This window comes from Streptomyces sp. YJ-C3 (assembly GCF_053891275.1).
The window spans coordinates 2,409,454-2,426,646 of sequence record NZ_CM132685.1; the positions used below are offsets into that span (position 1 = coordinate 2,409,454).

14 protein-coding genes are annotated in these 17,193 nt (G+C 74.0%); 8 read left to right on the forward strand and 6 right to left on the reverse strand.

Annotated elements, in window-relative coordinates:
- The first annotated feature begins 17 nt into the window (after positions 1–17).
- Positions 18–2,252 carry a germacradienol/geosmin synthase Cyc2 gene (cyc2, locus tag ACVHNB_RS10680; protein ID WP_456227902.1) on the forward strand — a complete coding sequence of 745 codons (2,235 nt, stop codon included), beginning with the start codon at positions 18–20 and terminating at the stop codon, positions 2,250–2,252.
- 51 nt (positions 2,253–2,303) lie between these two features.
- Here cyc2 and ACVHNB_RS10685 read toward each other — a convergent pair whose 3' ends face one another.
- Positions 2,304–3,038 (reverse strand): CTP synthase C-terminal region-related (seleno)protein, encoded by a 735-nt coding sequence (locus tag ACVHNB_RS10685; RefSeq protein WP_428951621.1) that lies wholly within the window; start codon positions 3,036–3,038, stop codon positions 2,304–2,306.
- Between the two features lie 96 nt (positions 3,039–3,134).
- Here ACVHNB_RS10685 and ACVHNB_RS10690 point away from each other — a divergent pair, with 96 nt between their 5' ends.
- Both ACVHNB_RS10690 and ACVHNB_RS10695 read left to right on the forward strand, forming a co-directional pair.
- Complete coding sequence (locus ACVHNB_RS10690) at positions 3,135–3,995, forward strand: LysR family transcriptional regulator (RefSeq protein ID WP_456227903.1); 861 nt, start codon at positions 3,135–3,137, stop codon at positions 3,993–3,995.
- 138 nt (positions 3,996–4,133) lie between these two features.
- Positions 4,134–4,721: a PDZ domain-containing protein gene (locus tag ACVHNB_RS10695; RefSeq protein ID WP_456227904.1), complete on the forward strand. Its 588-nt coding sequence runs from the start codon at positions 4,134–4,136 to the stop codon at positions 4,719–4,721.
- Positions 4,722–4,778: 57 nt separating this feature from the next.
- Here the strand turns inward: ACVHNB_RS10695 and ACVHNB_RS10700 are convergent, their stop codons facing one another.
- Positions 4,779–5,531 carry a metallophosphoesterase gene (locus ACVHNB_RS10700; protein ID WP_428951618.1) on the reverse strand — a complete coding sequence of 251 codons (753 nt, stop codon included), beginning with the start codon at positions 5,529–5,531 and terminating at the stop codon, positions 4,779–4,781.
- Between the two features lie 231 nt (positions 5,532–5,762).
- Between ACVHNB_RS10700 and ACVHNB_RS10705 the strand changes: the two genes are divergently transcribed.
- Both ACVHNB_RS10705 and ACVHNB_RS10710 read left to right on the forward strand, forming a co-directional pair.
- Entirely contained in the window at positions 5,763–6,890 is a 1,128-nt protein-coding gene (locus tag ACVHNB_RS10705; protein WP_428951617.1) for a M24 family metallopeptidase, read from the forward strand.
- A 6-nt stretch (positions 6,891–6,896) separates the two neighbouring features.
- The gene (locus ACVHNB_RS10710; RefSeq protein WP_456227905.1) at positions 6,897–7,796 is read left to right on the forward strand and encodes a phosphotransferase family protein; all 900 of its coding nucleotides are present in this window, start codon (positions 6,897–6,899) and stop codon (positions 7,794–7,796) included.
- A gap of 103 nt (positions 7,797–7,899) precedes the next feature.
- Here the strand turns inward: ACVHNB_RS10710 and treZ are convergent, their stop codons facing one another.
- Positions 7,900–9,645: a malto-oligosyltrehalose trehalohydrolase gene (gene treZ, locus ACVHNB_RS10715; RefSeq protein WP_428951615.1), complete on the reverse strand. Its 1,746-nt coding sequence runs from the start codon at positions 9,643–9,645 to the stop codon at positions 7,900–7,902.
- Positions 9,646–9,768: 123 nt separating this feature from the next.
- Positions 9,769–10,620: a GNAT family protein gene (locus ACVHNB_RS10720; protein ID WP_428957504.1), complete on the reverse strand. Its 852-nt coding sequence runs from the start codon at positions 10,618–10,620 to the stop codon at positions 9,769–9,771.
- A 200-nt stretch (positions 10,621–10,820) separates the two neighbouring features.
- Here ACVHNB_RS10720 and ACVHNB_RS10725 point away from each other — a divergent pair, with 200 nt between their 5' ends.
- Positions 10,821–11,372 carry an FHA domain-containing protein gene (locus tag ACVHNB_RS10725; protein WP_428951614.1) on the forward strand — a complete coding sequence of 184 codons (552 nt, stop codon included), beginning with the start codon at positions 10,821–10,823 and terminating at the stop codon, positions 11,370–11,372.
- A 160-nt stretch (positions 11,373–11,532) separates the two neighbouring features.
- Complete coding sequence (locus ACVHNB_RS10730; protein ID WP_456227906.1) at positions 11,533–11,964, forward strand: SSI family serine proteinase inhibitor; 432 nt, start codon at positions 11,533–11,535, stop codon at positions 11,962–11,964.
- A 9-nt stretch (positions 11,965–11,973) separates the two neighbouring features.
- Here the strand turns inward: ACVHNB_RS10730 and ACVHNB_RS10735 are convergent, their stop codons facing one another.
- Positions 11,974–13,215, reverse strand: coding sequence for a M14 family zinc carboxypeptidase (locus ACVHNB_RS10735; protein WP_428951612.1), 1,242 nt, complete (start codon positions 13,213–13,215; stop codon positions 11,974–11,976).
- Between the two features lie 371 nt (positions 13,216–13,586).
- Here ACVHNB_RS10735 and ACVHNB_RS10740 point away from each other — a divergent pair, with 371 nt between their 5' ends.
- Positions 13,587–14,753, forward strand: a complete 1,167-nt coding sequence (locus ACVHNB_RS10740) for a cytochrome P450 (RefSeq protein ID WP_428951611.1) — start codon at positions 13,587–13,589, stop codon at positions 14,751–14,753.
- On the opposite strand, the gene treY is transcribed toward ACVHNB_RS10740, so the two are convergent.
- Complete coding sequence (treY, locus tag ACVHNB_RS10745; protein WP_456227907.1) at positions 14,740–17,112, reverse strand: malto-oligosyltrehalose synthase; 2,373 nt, start codon at positions 17,110–17,112, stop codon at positions 14,740–14,742. The two genes, ACVHNB_RS10740 and treY, sit on opposite strands and share 14 nt — an antisense overlap.
- Positions 17,113–17,193: the final 81 nt, after the last annotated feature.

Consider the following 17,193-nt stretch of genomic DNA (forward strand, 5'->3'; position numbering starts at 1 on the left):
CGGGTAGGGCCGCGCTCATGACACAGCAGTCCTCACAGCCGTTCCAGCTGCCGCGCTTCTACATGCCGTACCAGGCGCGGCTCAACCCGCATCTCGACGAGGCCCGCGCGCACTCCACCGGGTGGGCCCGCGAGATGGGCATGCTGGAGGGGAGCGGCGTCTGGGAGCAGAGCGACCTCGACGCGCACGACTACGGTCTGCTGTGCGCGTACACGCACCCCGACTGCGACGGCCCCGCGCTCTCGCTGATCACCGACTGGTACGTGTGGGTCTTCTTCTTCGACGACCACTTCCTCGACATGTACAAGCGCACGAACGACCGGGAGGGCGGCAAGGCGCACCTCGACCGGCTGCCCCTGTTCATGCCGATGGACCTCGCCACGCCGGTACCCGACCCGGAGAACCCCGTCGAGGCGGGCCTCATCGACCTGTGGCGGCGCACCGTGCCCGCGATGTCGGCGGACTGGCGACGACGCTTCGCCGAGTCGACCGAGCACCTGCTCAACGAGTCGATGTGGGAACTCTCCAACATCAACGAGGGGCGGATCTCCAACCCCGTCGAGTACATCGAGATGCGCCGCAAGGTGGGCGGCGCCCCCTGGTCGGCCGGACTCGTCGAGTACGCGACCGCCGAGGTCCCGGCCGCCGTCGCCCGCTCGCGTCCGCTGCGCGTCCTGATGGAGACCTTCTCCGACGCGGTGCACCTGCGCAACGACCTGTTCTCCTACGAGCGAGAGGTCCGCGACGAGGGTGAACTCTCCAACGGCGTCCTGGTGTTGGAGACCTTCTTCGGCTGCACGACACAGGAGGCGGCGGAGGCCGTCAACGACGTGCTGACCTCGCGGCTGCACCAGTTCGAGCACACCGCGCTCACCGAAGTCCCCGCACTCGTCCTGGAGAAGGGGCTCACCCCGGACGAGGTCGCCGCCGTCGCCGCGTACACGCAGGGGCTGCAGGACTGGCAGTCCGGCGGCCACGAGTGGCATCTGCGCTCCAGCCGGTACATGAACAAGGGTGCCGTCGACCGGCCGTCGCCGCTGGGCGGGCCGACCGGGCTCGGCAGCGGCTCCGCCGATGTGCGGGCGCTGCTCCAGGACCTGGGGGCGCAGCGCCTGCGGGCCCACACCCACGTGCCGTTCCAGAAGGTGGGACCGTCCCGGATCCCGGACCTCTACATGCCGTTCCAGCTGCGGCTCAACTCCGGACTCGACACCGCCCGCGAGCGTCTCGTCCAGTGGTCCCACCGCGTGGGCATCCTGGAGGAGGGCGTCTGGGACGAGGACAAGCTCGCCGCGGCCGACCTCGCGCTCTGCTCGGCGGGCATCGACCCCGACGGCTCGCCCGAGGCCCTCGACCTCAGCGCGCGGTGGCTGGCCTGGGGAACGTACGGCGACGACTACTACCCGCTGGTCTTCGGCCACCGCCGCGACCTCGCCGCGGCCCGGCTGTGCACCCGGCGCCTGTCGGCGTGCATGCCGCTCGACGGCGCCGACATCCCGGCCCCCGCCAACGCGATGGAGCGCGGCCTCGCCGACCTGTGGCGCGACACCACCCGCGACATGACGGCCGAGCAGCGCGGCACCCTGAAGGACGCCGTCGAGGTCATGACGGAGAGCTGGCTGTGGGAGCTGGCGAACCAGATCCAGAACCGCGTCCCCGACCCCGTCGACTACCTGGAGATGCGCCGCGCCACCTTCGGCGCCGACCTCACGATGAGCCTGTGCCGCATGGGACACGGGCCCGCCGTGCCGCCGGCGGTCTACCGCACCGGACCCGTCCGGGCCCTGGAGAACTCGGCCGTCGACTACGCGATGCTGCTCAACGACGTGTTCTCGTACCAGAAGGAGATCGAGTACGAGGGCGAGATCCACAACGCGATCCTCGTCGTACAGAACTTCTTCGGCACCGACTACCCGACCGCGCTCGGCGTCGTGCACGACCTGCTGACCCAGCGCATCCAGCAGTTCGAGCACATCGCGGCACACGAACTGCCCGTCCTGTACGAGGACTTCAAGCTGTCCCGCGAGGCGCGCACGGTCATGGACGGGTACGTCGAGGAGCTGCGCAACTGGATGGCGGGCATCCTCAACTGGCACCGGAGCGTGGACCGTTACCGCGCCGACCACCTGGCGAGCCGCACCCACGGCTTCCTGCCGGACCGGGCCCCCACGGGCTCCGCTTCCGGTTTCAGGACCTTCGCGTCCGGAACAGGACTTTCAGGCACCGCCGCCGCGGCACCTGCCGTCTTGTGACGTGACCACGGGGCCGGGAACGGCGGCGGCCACGCCGCCTGGAGCCGGACGTCAGACCCGTGCGGTGGCCGCCGCGTGCGCGGCCGCCGCGCGGGCCAGGGCCTGCACGATCGGGTGCGGGCGGCTGCCGTCGCCGGACAGCTCCGGCTGGAAGAGCGTCGCGAGGAAGAACGGGTGCCGGTCCGTGGGCAGTTCGGCGATCCGGACCTGCCCCTCCTCGTCGGTGCCCGTGAAGCGCAGGCCGTGCGCGCGCAGCGTGTCCAGGTGTGCGGCGGGGCCGTACCCGCAGTGGTAGCGCTCGACCGTGCGGTCCGCGCCGAGCACCGACTCGGCGAGCGAACCGCCGGTCAGCGTCACGGTGCCCTCGTGGCCGACGAGCGAGCAGGCCAGTGGGGCGATCAGCGGGTCGTCGGCGTCGGGATCGTTCTCGGCGTGGGCCGCGCCGGCCAGACCGCACACGTTCCGCGCGTACTCCAGCAGCGTGTGCTGGAAGCCGCCGCACGTGCCGAGGAACGGGACGCCGTCCTCGCGGGCCGTGCGGATCGCCGCGAGCGTCCCCGCCTCGCTGCGGTACGGGCTGCCCGGCAGCACCCACACCGCGTCGAAGCCACGCACCGCGCCCGGCGGTTCGGCGTCCTCGGTCGGGATCCAGTACGCGTCGAGGACGAGGCGCTCCCGGGCGGCGAGGGCGTCGAGGAGCAGCGGGACCCGGGTGTGCGAGACGACGTTCGGGGAGCGGTCGCCGACCAGGGCGATCCGGGCGGGAGCATGCGGTGCGGAGGTCATGCCGACCATCGTCGGCCGCGCCTCCCGTTCACGTCCAACGATGAAAACTGCACCCTCCATAAGCGTTCCTGATGCCCGTCCGGGATCCTGGACGCCATGGACCCGCACCTCCTGCGCACGTACGTCACCGTCGCCCGCCTCGCCTCCTTCTCCGCGGCGGCGCAGGAGCTCGGCTACACCCAGTCCGCCGTCTCCCAGCACATCGCCGCCCTGGAACAGGACCTCGGCGTCCCGCTGCTGACCCGGCGGCCCGTCGCCCCGACGGCGGCGGGGGAGCGGCTCCTGGAACACGCGGCGCCGCTGCTGCTGCGCCTGGAGGCGGCCCGCGCGGAGGTGAAGCGCACCGCGGCGGCCCCCGGGCACGGCCTCACCGTCGCCGTCACGCCGACCGCGCTGCGCGAGCGCACCGCCGCGCTGCTGCCGCACGCCGGGGTGACCGTGCGGGTGCTGCCCCGCGACGAGATCCCCGCGACGGTCGCGACCGGCCACGCCGAACTGGGGGTCGTGGACGGCGTCGCCGCGCCCAGCGACCCGCTGCGGCTGCCCGACGTCGCCCCGCTCACCACCCGCGGCGTCGCCGAGGAACCCGTCCACGTCGTCCTCCCGGTACGCCATCCGCTGGCCGGCCGCACCGGGCTGCGCCTCGCCGACCTCGTCGACGCCCGCTGGCTCGACGCCCCCGGCGCGGGCCTCCCCCTCGACGGGCTGCGCACGGTCCTGGGCGGCGGCGGCCTGCGCCCGGCGCTGCGCTACGAGGGCGCGGACGTCCGCACGCTGCTGACCCTCGCCGCGGCCGGGCACGGCCTGACGCTGCTGCCCGCCTCGCTCGCCGCCGGAGTGCCGGGCCTCAGCGCCGTACCGCTCACCGCGCCCCGCGTCGTGCACCGCACCGAACTCCTCCATACGGGCACGCTGCGCGGCCCGGCCGCCGACCTCGCCGCCGCACTGACCGGCTGACCCGCGGGCCGACCTGCGTAAACGCCGGGAAATTCGAGCGCGGTGAGGCACTCTCACTCGTTCGTGGATCGTCGCGGGAGGGCCCGGAGGGTAGGGCTGAGGCCGGAGCGAGCACCCCAGGACCGGAGGCGGCGACCCATGGAACAGACCGCGTTGCGCCCCAAGTCCATGCCGGGCTCGCCGGGGCGCGACCCCGCGGGGCCCGGCCCGGAATCCCGGCCCGCCCGCCGTCCGCATGCCGCGCGGCGCCGGGGCAGGCGCCTGGTCGGGATGCTGGCCGGTGTCCTGTGCGCACTGGTCCTGGTGCTGGCGGGCGTGGGCCTGGGCACCGTCGGCGCCACGGTCATCGGCATGAGCCGACTCGCCGAGATGCAGCGGCAGGCCGCCGCCGCGGGCCCGGCGAAACCGTCCGCGCCGCCCGCGCGGAGCGCGGCCCCGATCCCGGCCCCGGCCGCCGTCCGGGGCAGCCTCGGCGTCGAGGTGGTCGACGCGCCCAAGGGGCCCGGCGCGCTCGTCGTCGCGGTGCACGTCCCCGGGCCCGGCTACACGGCCGGACTGGTGCGCGGTGACGTCCTGCTGAGCCTCGGCGCGGCGCACATCGGCTCGGCGAGCGACCTCGCGGCCGTCGTGGCCGACACCCGCCCCGGGCACCAGCTCGTCATGACGGTGCGTCACGACAGCGGCGCACAGCAGAAGTTGGCGGTCACTCCCGGGGTGGTGACGTGATGCGGGTCTGGTCCGGCCGGCCTCGGTCCAGGAGGGGGCGGTCCACGGGATGTGCGTTCAGACGGTGCGGAAATGCGTCGTCAACCGCCGCTCGTCGTCCAGGACATGGAACGCGAGGCCCACCGGCGCCTCCCGGTCCGCGACCTGTTCGCCCTCCCAGGGCAGCCGCAGCGTCCAGGTCACGCCGGGCCCCACGACCAGCGGCCGGCCGGCGAACGTGGTCGCGGCCGGGCTGTGGGCGTGCCCCGTGATCACCGCGACGATCTCCGGCCGCCGCTCCAGCAGATGGGCCAGGGCGTCCGGCCGGGCCAGCTGATACCGGTCGGGCAGCGGGTGGTGCAGGGCCACGGGCGGGTGATGGAAGGCGATCAGGACGGGCGTCTCGCCGTCCAGCGCGTCGAGCTCCTCCTCGATCCAGGCGTACGTCTCCTCGTCCAGCGCCCCCTCGTCCGCCCCGGGGATGCTGGAGTCGCACATGAGCACGGCCGCACCGCCCACCCGGTGCGCACGGTTGACCGGACCGCCGGCGGCGGGCTCGCGCAGCAGGGCCTTGCGGTACGGGACGCGGCTGTCGTGATTGCCCGGGCAGGTCAGGACGGGCACCGGCGCCGCCGGACCGTGCAGCCCGAGCAGCTCGGCCGCCTCCTCGTACTCCGTCTCGGCGCCGTGGTCCGCGATGTCACCGGTCACCAGGAGGGCGTCCACCGGCCCCGGCAGCGCTCGCAGATGGTCCAGCACGCGGCGCGCCCGCTCCGTGGCGCGCGGGGTCCCGTCGAGATGCAGATCGCTGATCTGGGCCAGCACAAGCATGGGCGTACGTCCTTCGCGGAGTCGGCCTGACGGAGGCAGACGGAATTAACGGATAGCTCGGATCTAACCATTAGATCTAATGCTTCAGCAATGCCTTTCCGTTAAGCAGTACGGCTCGCTGCGCAGCAGGGGAGCGATGGCCAGGAAGCGGACTCGCGCGCTCCCGCGAGGCCGGGCAGGATGCTGCCGTAGACCCTTGTCCCCGTTGTCGCCCCGTTACGGAGGCCCGCCATGACGACCGGCACACCCGCGCCCTTCACCGCCGCCGACTACAAGGCCCGGATGGACCGTGCGGCGCAGTCCGCGGCGGCCGCCGGACTGGCGGGAGTGCTGGTCGCGCCGGGGCCCGACCTGGTCTGGCTCACCGGCTACCACGTGCCGGCCGACACCGAGCGGCTCACCCTCCTCGTGCTCGCCGCGGGCCAGGAGCCGACGCTGGTCGTGCCCACCCTGGAAGCGCCCGACGCCGCCAGGGCCGCGGGCGCCGACGCGATGACCCTGCGCGACTGGACCGACGGTAAGGACCCGTACGCGATCACGGCCCCGCTGCTGGACGTCTCCGGCCGCTTCGGGGTCAGCGACAACGCCTGGGCCATGCACCTGCTCGGCCTGCAGCGCACCCTGCCCGGCACCTCGTACGTCTCCCTGACCGAGGCCCTGCCGATGCTGCGCGGGGTCAAGGACGCCGCCGAGCTGGAGCGTCTCGCGGCCGCCGGTGCCGCCGCCGACGCCACGTACGAGGAGATCAAGAAGGTCGCCTTCGCCGGGCGCGAGGAGAACGACATCGCCCGCGAACTCGCCGATCTGCTCAAGCGGTTCGGTCACTCGCAGGTCGACTTCACGGTCGTCGGCTCCGGTCCCAACGGCGCCAACCCGCACCACGAGGCGGGCGACCGCGTCATCCAGGACGGCGACATGGTCGTCCTCGACTTCGGCGGCCTCAAGCACGGCTACGGCTCCGACACCACCCGCACCGTGCACGTCGGCGAACCCACCGACGAGGAGCGCCGCGTCCACGACATCGTGCGCGAGGCGCAGACCGCGGCCTGCGACGCCGTGCGGCCCGGCATCGCCTGCCAGGACGTCGACCGGGTCGCCCGCAAGGTCATCACCGACGCCGGGTACGGCGAGTACTTCATCCACCGCACCGGCCACGGCATCGGCGTCACCACGCACGAACCGCCGTACATGATCGAGGGCGAGGAGCAGCCCCTCGTCCCCGGGATGTGCTTCTCGGTCGAGCCCGGCATCTATCTCCCCGGCCGCTTCGGCGTCCGGATCGAGGACATCGTCACCGTCACCGAGGACGGCGGCCGGCGCCTCAACTCCACCGCGCGGGACCTGGCGATCGTGGGCTGACCGACCATGCCGCCGACGGAGCAGCCGACCGCCGAGACAGTGCGCCGCCTCCTGGAGACCCTGCTCCCGGGCGGCGGCGCCGAGACGCACCCGGTCACCGAGGGAGGCGGCCGCGCCTGGTGGGTGGGCGCCCGGCACGTGCTGCGGCTCGCCCCCGACGCCCCGATGTCCCGGGGCATGCGCCGCGAGCTGCGACTGCGGGACCTCCTGCGCCCCTACGTCACGGTGGCCGTGCCCGTGTCCGTCGCGACGGGGGAGTGGGCGCCCGGCCTCGCCTACACCCTGGACACCCGGCTGTCCGGCGACTCCGCCGAGGTCCGGGACGTCACCGCCGCCGGTGAGGAGGACCTCGCGGGACTGCTCACCGGCCTGCGCTCGGTGCCGGCCGCCCGCGCCGTGCCGCTCGGGGTGCCGAAGGCGGCGCCGCGCTCCCTGGAGAACCTGCGGCGTCAGGCCGGCGCCGCGGCCCGGAAACTCGGCGAGGACGGCGAGTTCGAGGCGGGGCGGCTCGCCCAGCTGACCCCGCAGGCCGTCGCCCAGCTCGGCCCCCAGGCGGACGCCGGGCTCGTCCACCACGCCCTCAAGGGCGAGCACCTGACCGTCTCGCCCGACGGCCGCGTCCGCGGCGTCCTCGACTGGGCCGACGCGGTCGTCGGCGACCCGGCCGAGGACATCGCGGGCCTCGCGATCGCGGTGGGCGCGCGGGCGGCCGTGCGGTGCGCGACGCTCGCCGGGTACGGGCCCCGGGTCTGTCTGCGGGGACTGTGGCTGGCCCGCTGCGATGCGCTGGTGCGGCTGGCCGAGCGGCTCCACGGAGCGGACGGCAGCAGCCCCGAGGGCCTGCTGCGGGTGCGGTTGGAGCGGGCCTGGGAGCCGATCCTGCTGGAGCTGGTGTCGGAAGGGTGACGTGGCGGGTGCGGGTCCGATGGGGCTTCGCGCGAGGTTCCCCGCGCCCCTGAGGCATGCCGCCACGAGGAAAACCCGCAGCCGCCCACGCCCTCCCCGCTCCCTACGGCGCGACCGCGATCACACAGGACTCCGCCGGCACCGTCAACGTGCCGTCGGAACCCGGCAGTTGCACCGGTTCCCACGCCGCCAGCACCTGGGCCACGGGCCGCCCCAGCGGGATCGACACCGGCCGCCCCGACAGATTCACCGCCACCCGGAGATCCCCCCGCCGGTAGGCGATCCAGCGGGCCTCCTCGTCGTACGCGACCTTGACCGCCGCCAGATCCGGATCCCGCAGGTCCGTACGGGCGCGCCGCAGGGCGATCAGGTCGCGGTACCAGGCCAGCACGCGCGCGTGGTGCCCCGTTCCGGGCTCCGACCAGTCGAGGCAGGACCGCTCGCGCGTGGCCGGATCCTGCGGATCGGGGATGTCCTCCTCCGCCCAGCCGTGCGCGGCGAACTCCCGCCGCCGCCCCTTGCGGACGGCGTCGGCGAGCCCCGGGTCGGTGTGGTCGGTGAAGTACTGCCACGGCGTGCTCGCCGCCCACTCCTCGCCCATGAACAGCATCGGCGTGAACGGGCCCGTCAGGACCAGCGCCGCCGCGCACGCCAGCAGGCCCGGCGGGACGGAGGCGGCGAGCCGGTCGCCCTGGGCGCGGTTGCCGACCTGGTCGTGGGTCTGGGTGTAGGCCAGCAGCCGGTGCGCCGGGGTGCGGGCGCGGTCGACGGGCCGGCCGTGGTGGCGGCCGCGGAACGACGAATAGCCGCCGTCGTGGAAGAAGCCGTGCGTCAGCGTCTTGGCGACAGCGGCCAGTGGCGCGCGCGCGAAGTCGGCGTAGTAGCCCTGCCGTTCACCGGTGACGGCCGCGTGCACGGCGTGGTGCACGTCGTCGTTCCACTGTGCGTGCAGCCCCAGACCGCCCTCCGCGCGCGGCGTGATGACCCGCGGGTCGCCCAGGTCGGACTCGCCGATCAGGAACAGCGGGCGGCCGAGCCGCTCCGCGAGCGCGTCCACCCCGGCCGACAGCTCCTCCAGGAAGGGCAGGGCGCGCCGGTCGTGCAGCTCGTGGATCGCGTCGAGGCGCAGCCCGTCGATCCGGTAGTCGCGCAGCCAGGCCAGCGCGCTGCCCAGAAGGAAGGCGCGGGTCTCGTCCGAGCCGGGCGCGTCCAGGTTCACGGCGCTGCCCCACGGTGTGTGGTGCGTGTCCGTGAAGTACGGCCCGAAGGCGGCCAGATGGTTGCCCGACGGACCCAGGTGGTTGTGCACGACGTCGAGGACGACCCCGAGGCCGAGCCCGTGCGCCGTGTCGACAAAGCGCTTCAACGCCTCGGGGCCGCCGTACGGCTCGTGCACGGCCCACAGGCTGACCCCGTCGTAGCCCCAGCCGTGCCGGCCGGGGACGGGACACAGGGGCATCAACTCGACATGCGTCACGCCGAGTTCGGCCAGATGGCCGAGACGCTCGGCGGCCGCGTCGAGCGTGCCCTCCCGCGTGAACGTGCCCACGTGCAGCTCGTACAGGACCGCTCCGGTCAGCCCCCGCCCGGCCCAGTCGCCGCGCCACACGTGCCGCTTGTGGTCGACGACCGCGCTCAGGCCGTCGGGCCCGTCGGGCTGACGGCGCGAGCGCGGGTCGGGCAGTACGGGGCCGTCGTCGAGCGCGAACCCGTACCGCGATCCGTCCCCGGCGTCGGCCTGCCCCGACCACCAGCCCGCGCGGTCCGGGTCCTTCTCCAGCGCGCGCGTGGCGCCGTCGCAATGGAGTGTGACCCGCTCCGCCTGTGGTGCCCACACCTCGAACTGCACGGACGCTTCCCCCTCGTAGCCGGATGTCTGCCGACAGTGACGACGCGTCCATGGTGCGTCACGAGTGATCGCCGCGCCGGGGATTCACCACTACTGGGTCCCCACTCCGCGCCCTGCGCGAGGTCACACCATGTGGACGCGCTTCTGTGTCACCGGGTACCCGGCTCTCGTGAAATGCGCCGCCATAGGGAAGTTGCCGTCGTCCGTGGCACCGTCGATGAAGTCCGCGCCGCGCTCGACAAGGAAGTGCGTCGATTCGACCAGAAGGTCGTACGCGTAGCCGTGTCCGCGCTGCTCGGGCACCACCCCGATGAAACCGATGCAGGGCCCTGTCGGGTTGTGCGCGGGCACATGGATCCCGGCGAGCTCGCCGTCGGCCGTGTACGCCAGCCGCAGCCACTCCCGCGGCGACGGGCACCAGTGGAAGAAGTCCAGCTCCTCCCGCGCGGCCTGGTCGAGGCCGCCCTGCTCGATCGCGACCAGCGCGTGCGCGTCCAGCGTCACCGAGTGCACGCGGCGCAGCACGTCCAGCACGACCGCGTCGTCCCGCTCGGGCCGGAACTCCAGCCGCCCCGGCCGCTGCGGCAGCCCGTTCTCCGGCGTCCAGCGATAGCGGAAACGCTCCACAAGAAGGCGCATACCCGCCTTCCGCGCCGCTTCCATGCGCGCCTCCGCGGCCGCCCGCGCGTCCGGGCGCTCCTTCCAGTCGGCGGGCAGGATCAGCTCGTACTCGACGTCGTACGGAGCCTGCTCCAGCAAGGCGACGCCCGCCTCGACGTCGTCCTCGGCGACGTCGAACCAGTTCAGGTTCACCGGCTTCTCGTCGTCCGGGGCTCCCCACCAGGCGGCCCGGGCGACGACGCGCCCCTCGCGCAGCGCCACCCAGGTCCAGGCCGGGTCGTAGTCGCCGCCCTCGGCGCGGGTGCGGTACTCGACTCCGGCCAGGACGCGGCCGACCAGGCCGGGGTCGTCCATCGTGCGGAAGAGCCGGGCGTCGTCCTCGGTGAGGGGGCGGACCACCAGGTCACCGGGCGCCTCGTGCGGTACAGAGGTCAAGAACTCTCCTTATGAGGCGGCCCGTTCGTGGCCGCGGCGGGGCGAACGTAGCAGCGGACTGGAGCGGGACGCTCCTCGTTTTCTGGACACCCCGGCCGCACTGCCCGACAATCTTCAGCGTGACGTCCTCTTTTGAACACCACACGTACCCGGCTCGGCTGTCCGACGCCGAGCGGGACGACGCGCTGAGGGTGCTCAGGGACGGAGTCGCGCTCGGGCGGCTCTCGCACGACACGTTCGTGCGCCGCATGGAGCTGGCACTGGCCGCCCGCAGATCCGCCGAACTCGACGCGCTCACCGCCGATCTGCGGCACGAGAACAAGTGGTCGCGGGCCGTCCTCGGGGCCGTGGGAGCGGTCTCCGGGTTCACCGTGCGGCTGCGCCGGGCATGGACCGTCGAGCGCCTGCCGAAGCTGCTGCTGCCCCCGCAGGTCAACCCGTACCCGCTGCGCATCGGCCGCGACCCGGCCAACGGGCTGCGTCTCAGCCACGAGACGGTCTCCCGGGTGCACGCCGAGCTGAGCAGCCAGGGCGGCATGTGGGTGCTGCGCGACCTCGGCTCCACCAACGGCACGTCCGTGAACGGCCGCAGGGTGATCGGTGCCGCCGTCGTCCAGGACGGCGACCAGGTCGCCTTCGGCCGGATGTCGTTCCGGCTGTCCGCGAACTGACCGCTCCGCCGCTCCCGCTGTCCGCCGACTGACCGCTCCCGGCATCCCGTTCGGATGGACGGCGCCCCCGCCAGGTGAGGCGCGGGCCCCGTCGTGTCGATGCATGCACCGGCACGGGCGCCCGCCCGCGCACCCCTGAAAGCGAGGAACGGTGACACCCATGACCCTGATCCCGGTCTCGAAGGCACGCGGCGTCCTGCTGGCCCTGGCCGCCGCAGGCACCCTGCTCGGCACGACGGCCGGCACGGCGCAGGCCGCCCCGCAGGAGCCGCGGCCGGGCAACTGGGTCTCCCTGACCCTCCTGCGGGGCGACGACGGCTTCGGCGACACGACGGACGTGCTGCTGCGGTGCCCCGCCGGGCGGGGGAGCGGGCACCCGCACGCCGAGCGGGCCTGCCGCGAACTCGCCGCCGTCGACGGCGACATCCGCCGGATCGACGCCGAGCAGACGCCCTGCACCATGATCTACCAGCCGGTCACGGCCTACGCGTACGGGATGTGGGACGGCCACCGCGTCGCGTACGCCCGCGACTTCGCCAACCCGTGCGTCCTGCACGCCTCCACAGGATCGGTCTTCGCCCTCGCGCGCTGACCGCGTCGCTCACCCCTGGGCGTGCCGGACCGCCGCGATCGTCGTCCGTGCCTGGTGCTCGATCTGGTGGTCCACCGGCACCCAGCGCGCCCCGAACCGGTCCGCGTACACCTCGCACCACCGCGTGACGAGGGCGTCCAGGCGGGGCGCCGCCGGGTCCTCGGCCTCCTCCAGGACCCGCAGCAGCATGGCCGCGGCCCGCAGCGGCAGACGCCGGGCGAACGCGTCGATGCTGCCGACGTACGCCATCGTCGCGTCCGGCGGCGGCGGTTGCAGCCAGTCGTCGGCCAGGCCCGGCACCAGGCTCAGCGCCCAGCGGGCCGCCCGCAGCAGCGGTCCCGTGGTGTCGGGCAGGCGGGGCAGGGTGACCGCCAGGATGTCGTTGACCATCCGGGTGTCCCGGCTCAGCCGGGCCGAGATGCGCCGCAGCGCCCGCTCCGGCGCCGGATGCGGCGCCGGGTCGTCCACCAGGTCACTGGCCCACATCGGCACCTCGACGATCGCCGTGGAGCCGCCGTAGCGGTGCGCGTGGTGCCAGGTGGAGTGCCGGGCGTCGTCGGGCAGACTCGGGAACGCGGCCTGGACGTCGGGGTCCGGCATCACATGCACGCCCGGCCCGGACGTCGGCCAGCCCGCCGCGTCCGACGCACCCGTCTCCACCGGTATGTGCAGCTCCGCCGCCGACTTGGCGAAGGGCTCCGCGAGCCCCGGTATGTCCCGGGTCAACTGCACCCAGCTCCCGCCCAGTTCCGTGCCGTGCAGCGACACCTGGAGGTACGGGCGCAGCTCGTCGATGACTCCGGTGAGCGTCGTCGTCTCCGGCGGGAGACGGTCCGGCGGCAGCACCGACGGCGACCACTCGGGCTGCTCGGGGCCCGCAGGACGGAAGAAGTGCCGGTGGTAGTCGAGCAGGGTGCGCGGGGCCGGCGTGCGGTGCAGGGACGCCCCGTCCGGATCCGCGCACAGCAGGAAGTGCCACGATCTGTCGGATCTCAACGACCGGTCCAGCAGGGCCCGTTCGGCGAGACTCAGCACGGTGGAGCCACCCGTCGGCTCGTTGGCGTGCGCGCCCGCGACGACGAGCACTGTACGCCGGTCATGTCCGACGGACAGCAGATGAAGCGGCCTTCCGGCACGCGACGTACCGACCTGGCGTAGTGCGCACAGGTCGGGCCGGGCAGTCGCCAGCTCCCGCGCTGACTGGACCAGTTCGGCCGAGGTGGGGTATCGCTGCTCCGTCAGGTGACTCACCCCCGTTGGTGCTCCCGGCGTCAGCACCCGCAGTACCCCACGCTCGGCCGCACCTGTCAAGAAGGCCTCTGCCGACGTTCATTGCCGGTGCAGGCTACGCCCCACGAGGGTGAGGAACATCTCGCCGACGACATCGGACCGTGTGGGGCGTGCATCCATGTGCGGTGACCGTCGGCGGACTCCGTTTCCCGTCCGGGGCCCACCCGGCTTCCCGCGGCCGTCGCACGGATTCTCCGGCCGCCGGGGCGCGCAGGGGCACCGCCGTCACCCGTCCGGCCGTACGAGGGCTGCGCGCCGGGGTCCCCGGTGGTGCGCTGGGTACAGCCGCGCGCAGCAACCCGTGCGCGCACCGGCCCAGAGTGGAGCCCGCGGTGCTGTGCCCTTCCGGACCGGCCTCACGCCCCAGCGCGCACGGCGCACACACACGCCGCGCCACCCCGCTGCCGCCGAGCCTCGCGGACCCGGACGTCGCCCGCGACCCCTACCCGCTGTACCGCACGCTGCGCGAGACCCACCCGCTCCTCCAGGACGAGCCCTTCGGCGCGTGGCTGCTGAGCCGCTACGTGGACGTCCGCGCCGCCCTGACCGACCCCCGCCTGGTCGCCCCGCCGCCCGGCGGCAGTCTCGCCCACCTGGAAGACGCCACGCACACCGCGCACCGCGCCCTGGTCTCCCCGGCGCTGCAAGGGCGCGCGCTGGCCGCACTGAAGGCAGGCGTGGAACGCACCGCCTACGTGCTCGCCCGCCGCCTCACCCGGCGCCGGGAAGCCGACCTGGTGGAGGAGTTCTGCCACTGGCTGCCCGCCGCCGCGGTGGTGGCCGCGCTCGGTCTGCCCTACGAGGACACCGCCCGCGTCACCGACTGGTGCCGCTCCGGCCTGACCCATCTCGGTGCGGCGCCCGCCGGCCTGGACGCCTTTCTGCGCCCGCACGTCGTCCGCCGCCGCGCGCACCCGCGGAACGATTTCCTGTCGGTGCTGTGCACCGCCCGGGCCGACGGACGGCCGCTGTCCGACGAGGCGGTCACCGCGATCGTGGCGAACCTGCTCGGCGCGGGCGGCGAGGCCACCGACCGGGCCCTCGCCTCGCTCCTCGCCAACCTCCTGGACCACCCCGCCCAGCTGGCCCTCGTCCGGGCCAGGCCCGAACTGGCCGACGCCGCCTGGGCCGAGTCGCTGCGCCACGACCCCGCCGTGCACATCGTGCTGCGCCGGGCCCTCGCTCCGGTCGCGGTGAGCGGCGGCACGATACCGGCCGGCGCCACCGTGGCGTGCCTGGTGGGCTCGGCGGGCCGGGACGCCGACCGGTTCGCCGACCCCGACCGCTACGACATCTTCCGGGCGACGCCCGGGCAGCTCGCGTTCGGCGCGGGCCGGCACCGCTGCCTGGGCATCCAGCTCGCCCGCCTCACCGCCGGGTCGGGGCTGCGCGCCCTGCTCGACGCGCTGCCCCGGCTGGCCTGGGCGCCGGACTTCCGGCCCGTCCCCGAAGGGCTCCTCACCCGGTCTCCCGCAGCCCTCCGCGTCAGCCTGCACTGACCTCGGCACGGACCAGCAGAGCCACCGGCAGCGACCCCAGAACGTCCGCCACGCGCGCGTGCCCGCTGAACCGCCGCCCCGGAGCCAGCAGTTCGGTCCACTCGCCTTCGGGAAGCACGAGTTCCGTCTCCCGCCATCCGCCCGCGTCGGCCAGCCGCAACGACAGGCGGGTCGCCACCACGGCCACCCGGCCCGAGCGTGCGAACGCCACACAGTGCCCCTCGGCCGCGCCCTCCACGGGCAGCGGCGCATACGTGGCCGCGCCCCCGAACCACTCGGGGTGCTCCCCGCGCAGGCGCAGCGCCACCTTGGTGAGCGCCGCCTTCTCCTCGGAGAGCGCGCCGCTCTCCTTCGGACCGAAGCGGGCGGGCGCCCGGTTGTCCGGGTCCACCAGGGCGCGGTACTCGTGCTCGGTGTCCTGGTAGACGTCCGGTACGCCCGGCATCGTGAGGTGGACCAGGGCCGCGCCCAGGACGTTCGCCCGGACATGGGGCGCCAGTTCGTCCATGAAGCGCAGCACCGCGTCCCCCGGAGGGCCGCAGGGACCGGACGCCACGAAATCGTGCACGGCGCTCTCGTAGGCGGTGTTCTGCTCCGTCCACGTGGTGAACAGGCCCGCCTCGCGCGCGTGCTTGAGCAGTGCCCCCTGGAGCCGCTCCGGGGCCGCGGGGCCGAGACCGGCCACCGTCTGCCAGGCCGCCCACGCCAGCTGGGGGTCCGGGGAGCTCGTGCCGCCGCCGCGCGCGGTCAGCTCCGTCACCTGGGCCAGCAGCGTCTCCCACCGGTCGGGGCACTGGGTGAGCACCGCGATGCCCGCCCGCACGTCCGCGCTCCGCTTCGTGTCGTGCGTGGACAGCACCGTCGACGTGTACGGCCAGTCCCGCTGCACGCGCGCGCAGTACGCGTGGAAGGCCCCGGCCGTGACCGCCGGGCTGCGGGGGCAGCCGCCCACCTCCAGGGCCGACAGGAGCGGCGTGTGCCGGTAGAACGCCGTGTCCTCGACCGACTTGGCCCGCAGCGCCGACGCGGTCTGCGCGAACCGGGCCCGGAACGCCGTGTGCGCCGGCCCGTCGCCGCGCCGCCCGAGCGCCAGCTCCCGTACGGCGTCGACCGCGCGGGCCTCCTCGGGCACGGCGAACGCACCCTTCGCGTCGGCCGCGTCCGCGGCCGTCAGGACCGTCTCCGGATCGGCGCCCCCGCTCGGGTACGGCCGGTACACCGGGACGCGCACCAGCAGCTCGCGCAGGGCCGTGCGCAGCGCCCAGGGGGCGTGGTCGCGCAGATCCGGCGCCAGGTCGCACAGCGCGGCCGCCTCCCGCGTCAGCCGGTCCACCTCGGTCGCCAGCTCGTGCGTGACGACCCGGTGCGCGGCCCGCCGCGCGGTCGCCGCCCACTGGCCGCCCCGGTCGGCCGAGACGTCCGTGAACCGGCGGAACAGCCCCAGCAACCGGTCCGCGCCCGCCGGGTCGGTGAACAGGCCGTCGATGTGCCGCAGTGCGTCGTACCCGGTGGTGCCGGCCACCGGCCACGCGGCGGGCAGCTGTTCGTCGTCCTCCAGGATCTTCTCGACGACGGTCCACCGGCCGCCCGTGGCGTCGCTCAGCCGCTGCAGGTAGGCACCCGGATCGGCGAGCCCGTCGGGATGGTCGACGCGCAGGCCCTCGATGACGCCTTCGCGCAGCAGACGCAGCACGGTCGCGTGGGTCGCCTCGAAGACCTCCGGGTCCTCCACGCGCACCGCGATCAGGTCCGAGATCGTGAAGAAGCGGCGGTAGTTGAGCTCCGTGCGGGCCAGCCGCCACCAGGACAGGCGGTACCACTGCGCGTCCAGGAGCTGCGGTAAGGGCAGCGTACGGGTGCCCTCACGCAGGGGGAACTCGTGTTCGTAGTAGCGCAGTACGTCGCCGTCCACCTTCAGGTGGGGCAGCTCGTCCCCGAGGTGACGAGCCAGGACGGGCAGCAGCACCCGGCCGCCCTGCGCCTGCCAGTCGATGTCGAACCAGCGCGCATACGGGGACGACGGCCCGTCGCGCAGCACTTCGTACAACGGCCGGTTGTGCCGCACGGATGCGGCCATGTGGTTGGGCACGATGTCCACGACCAGCCCCAGGCCGTGTTCGCGCGCCGTGCGGGCCAGCGCCCGCAGACCGTCCTCGCCGCCCAGTTCGCCGCGCACGCGCGCGGGGTCCACCACGTCGTAGCCGTGCGTCGACCCGGGCACGGCCTCCAGGACCGGCGACAGATGGAGATGGGAGACCCCCAGGGAGGCCAGGTACGGGACGGCGGCCGCGGCCGCCGCGAACCCGAGATCCGGTTGCAGCTGGAGCCGGTAGGTGCCCGTCGGATGCTGAGGCGTCATGCGAATCTACGTACCCCCGGGGCCGTCTTTCGTGCCTTCACCGCATGCAGGAGCCGCGGTACGTGTCGTTAGCGTCGCACG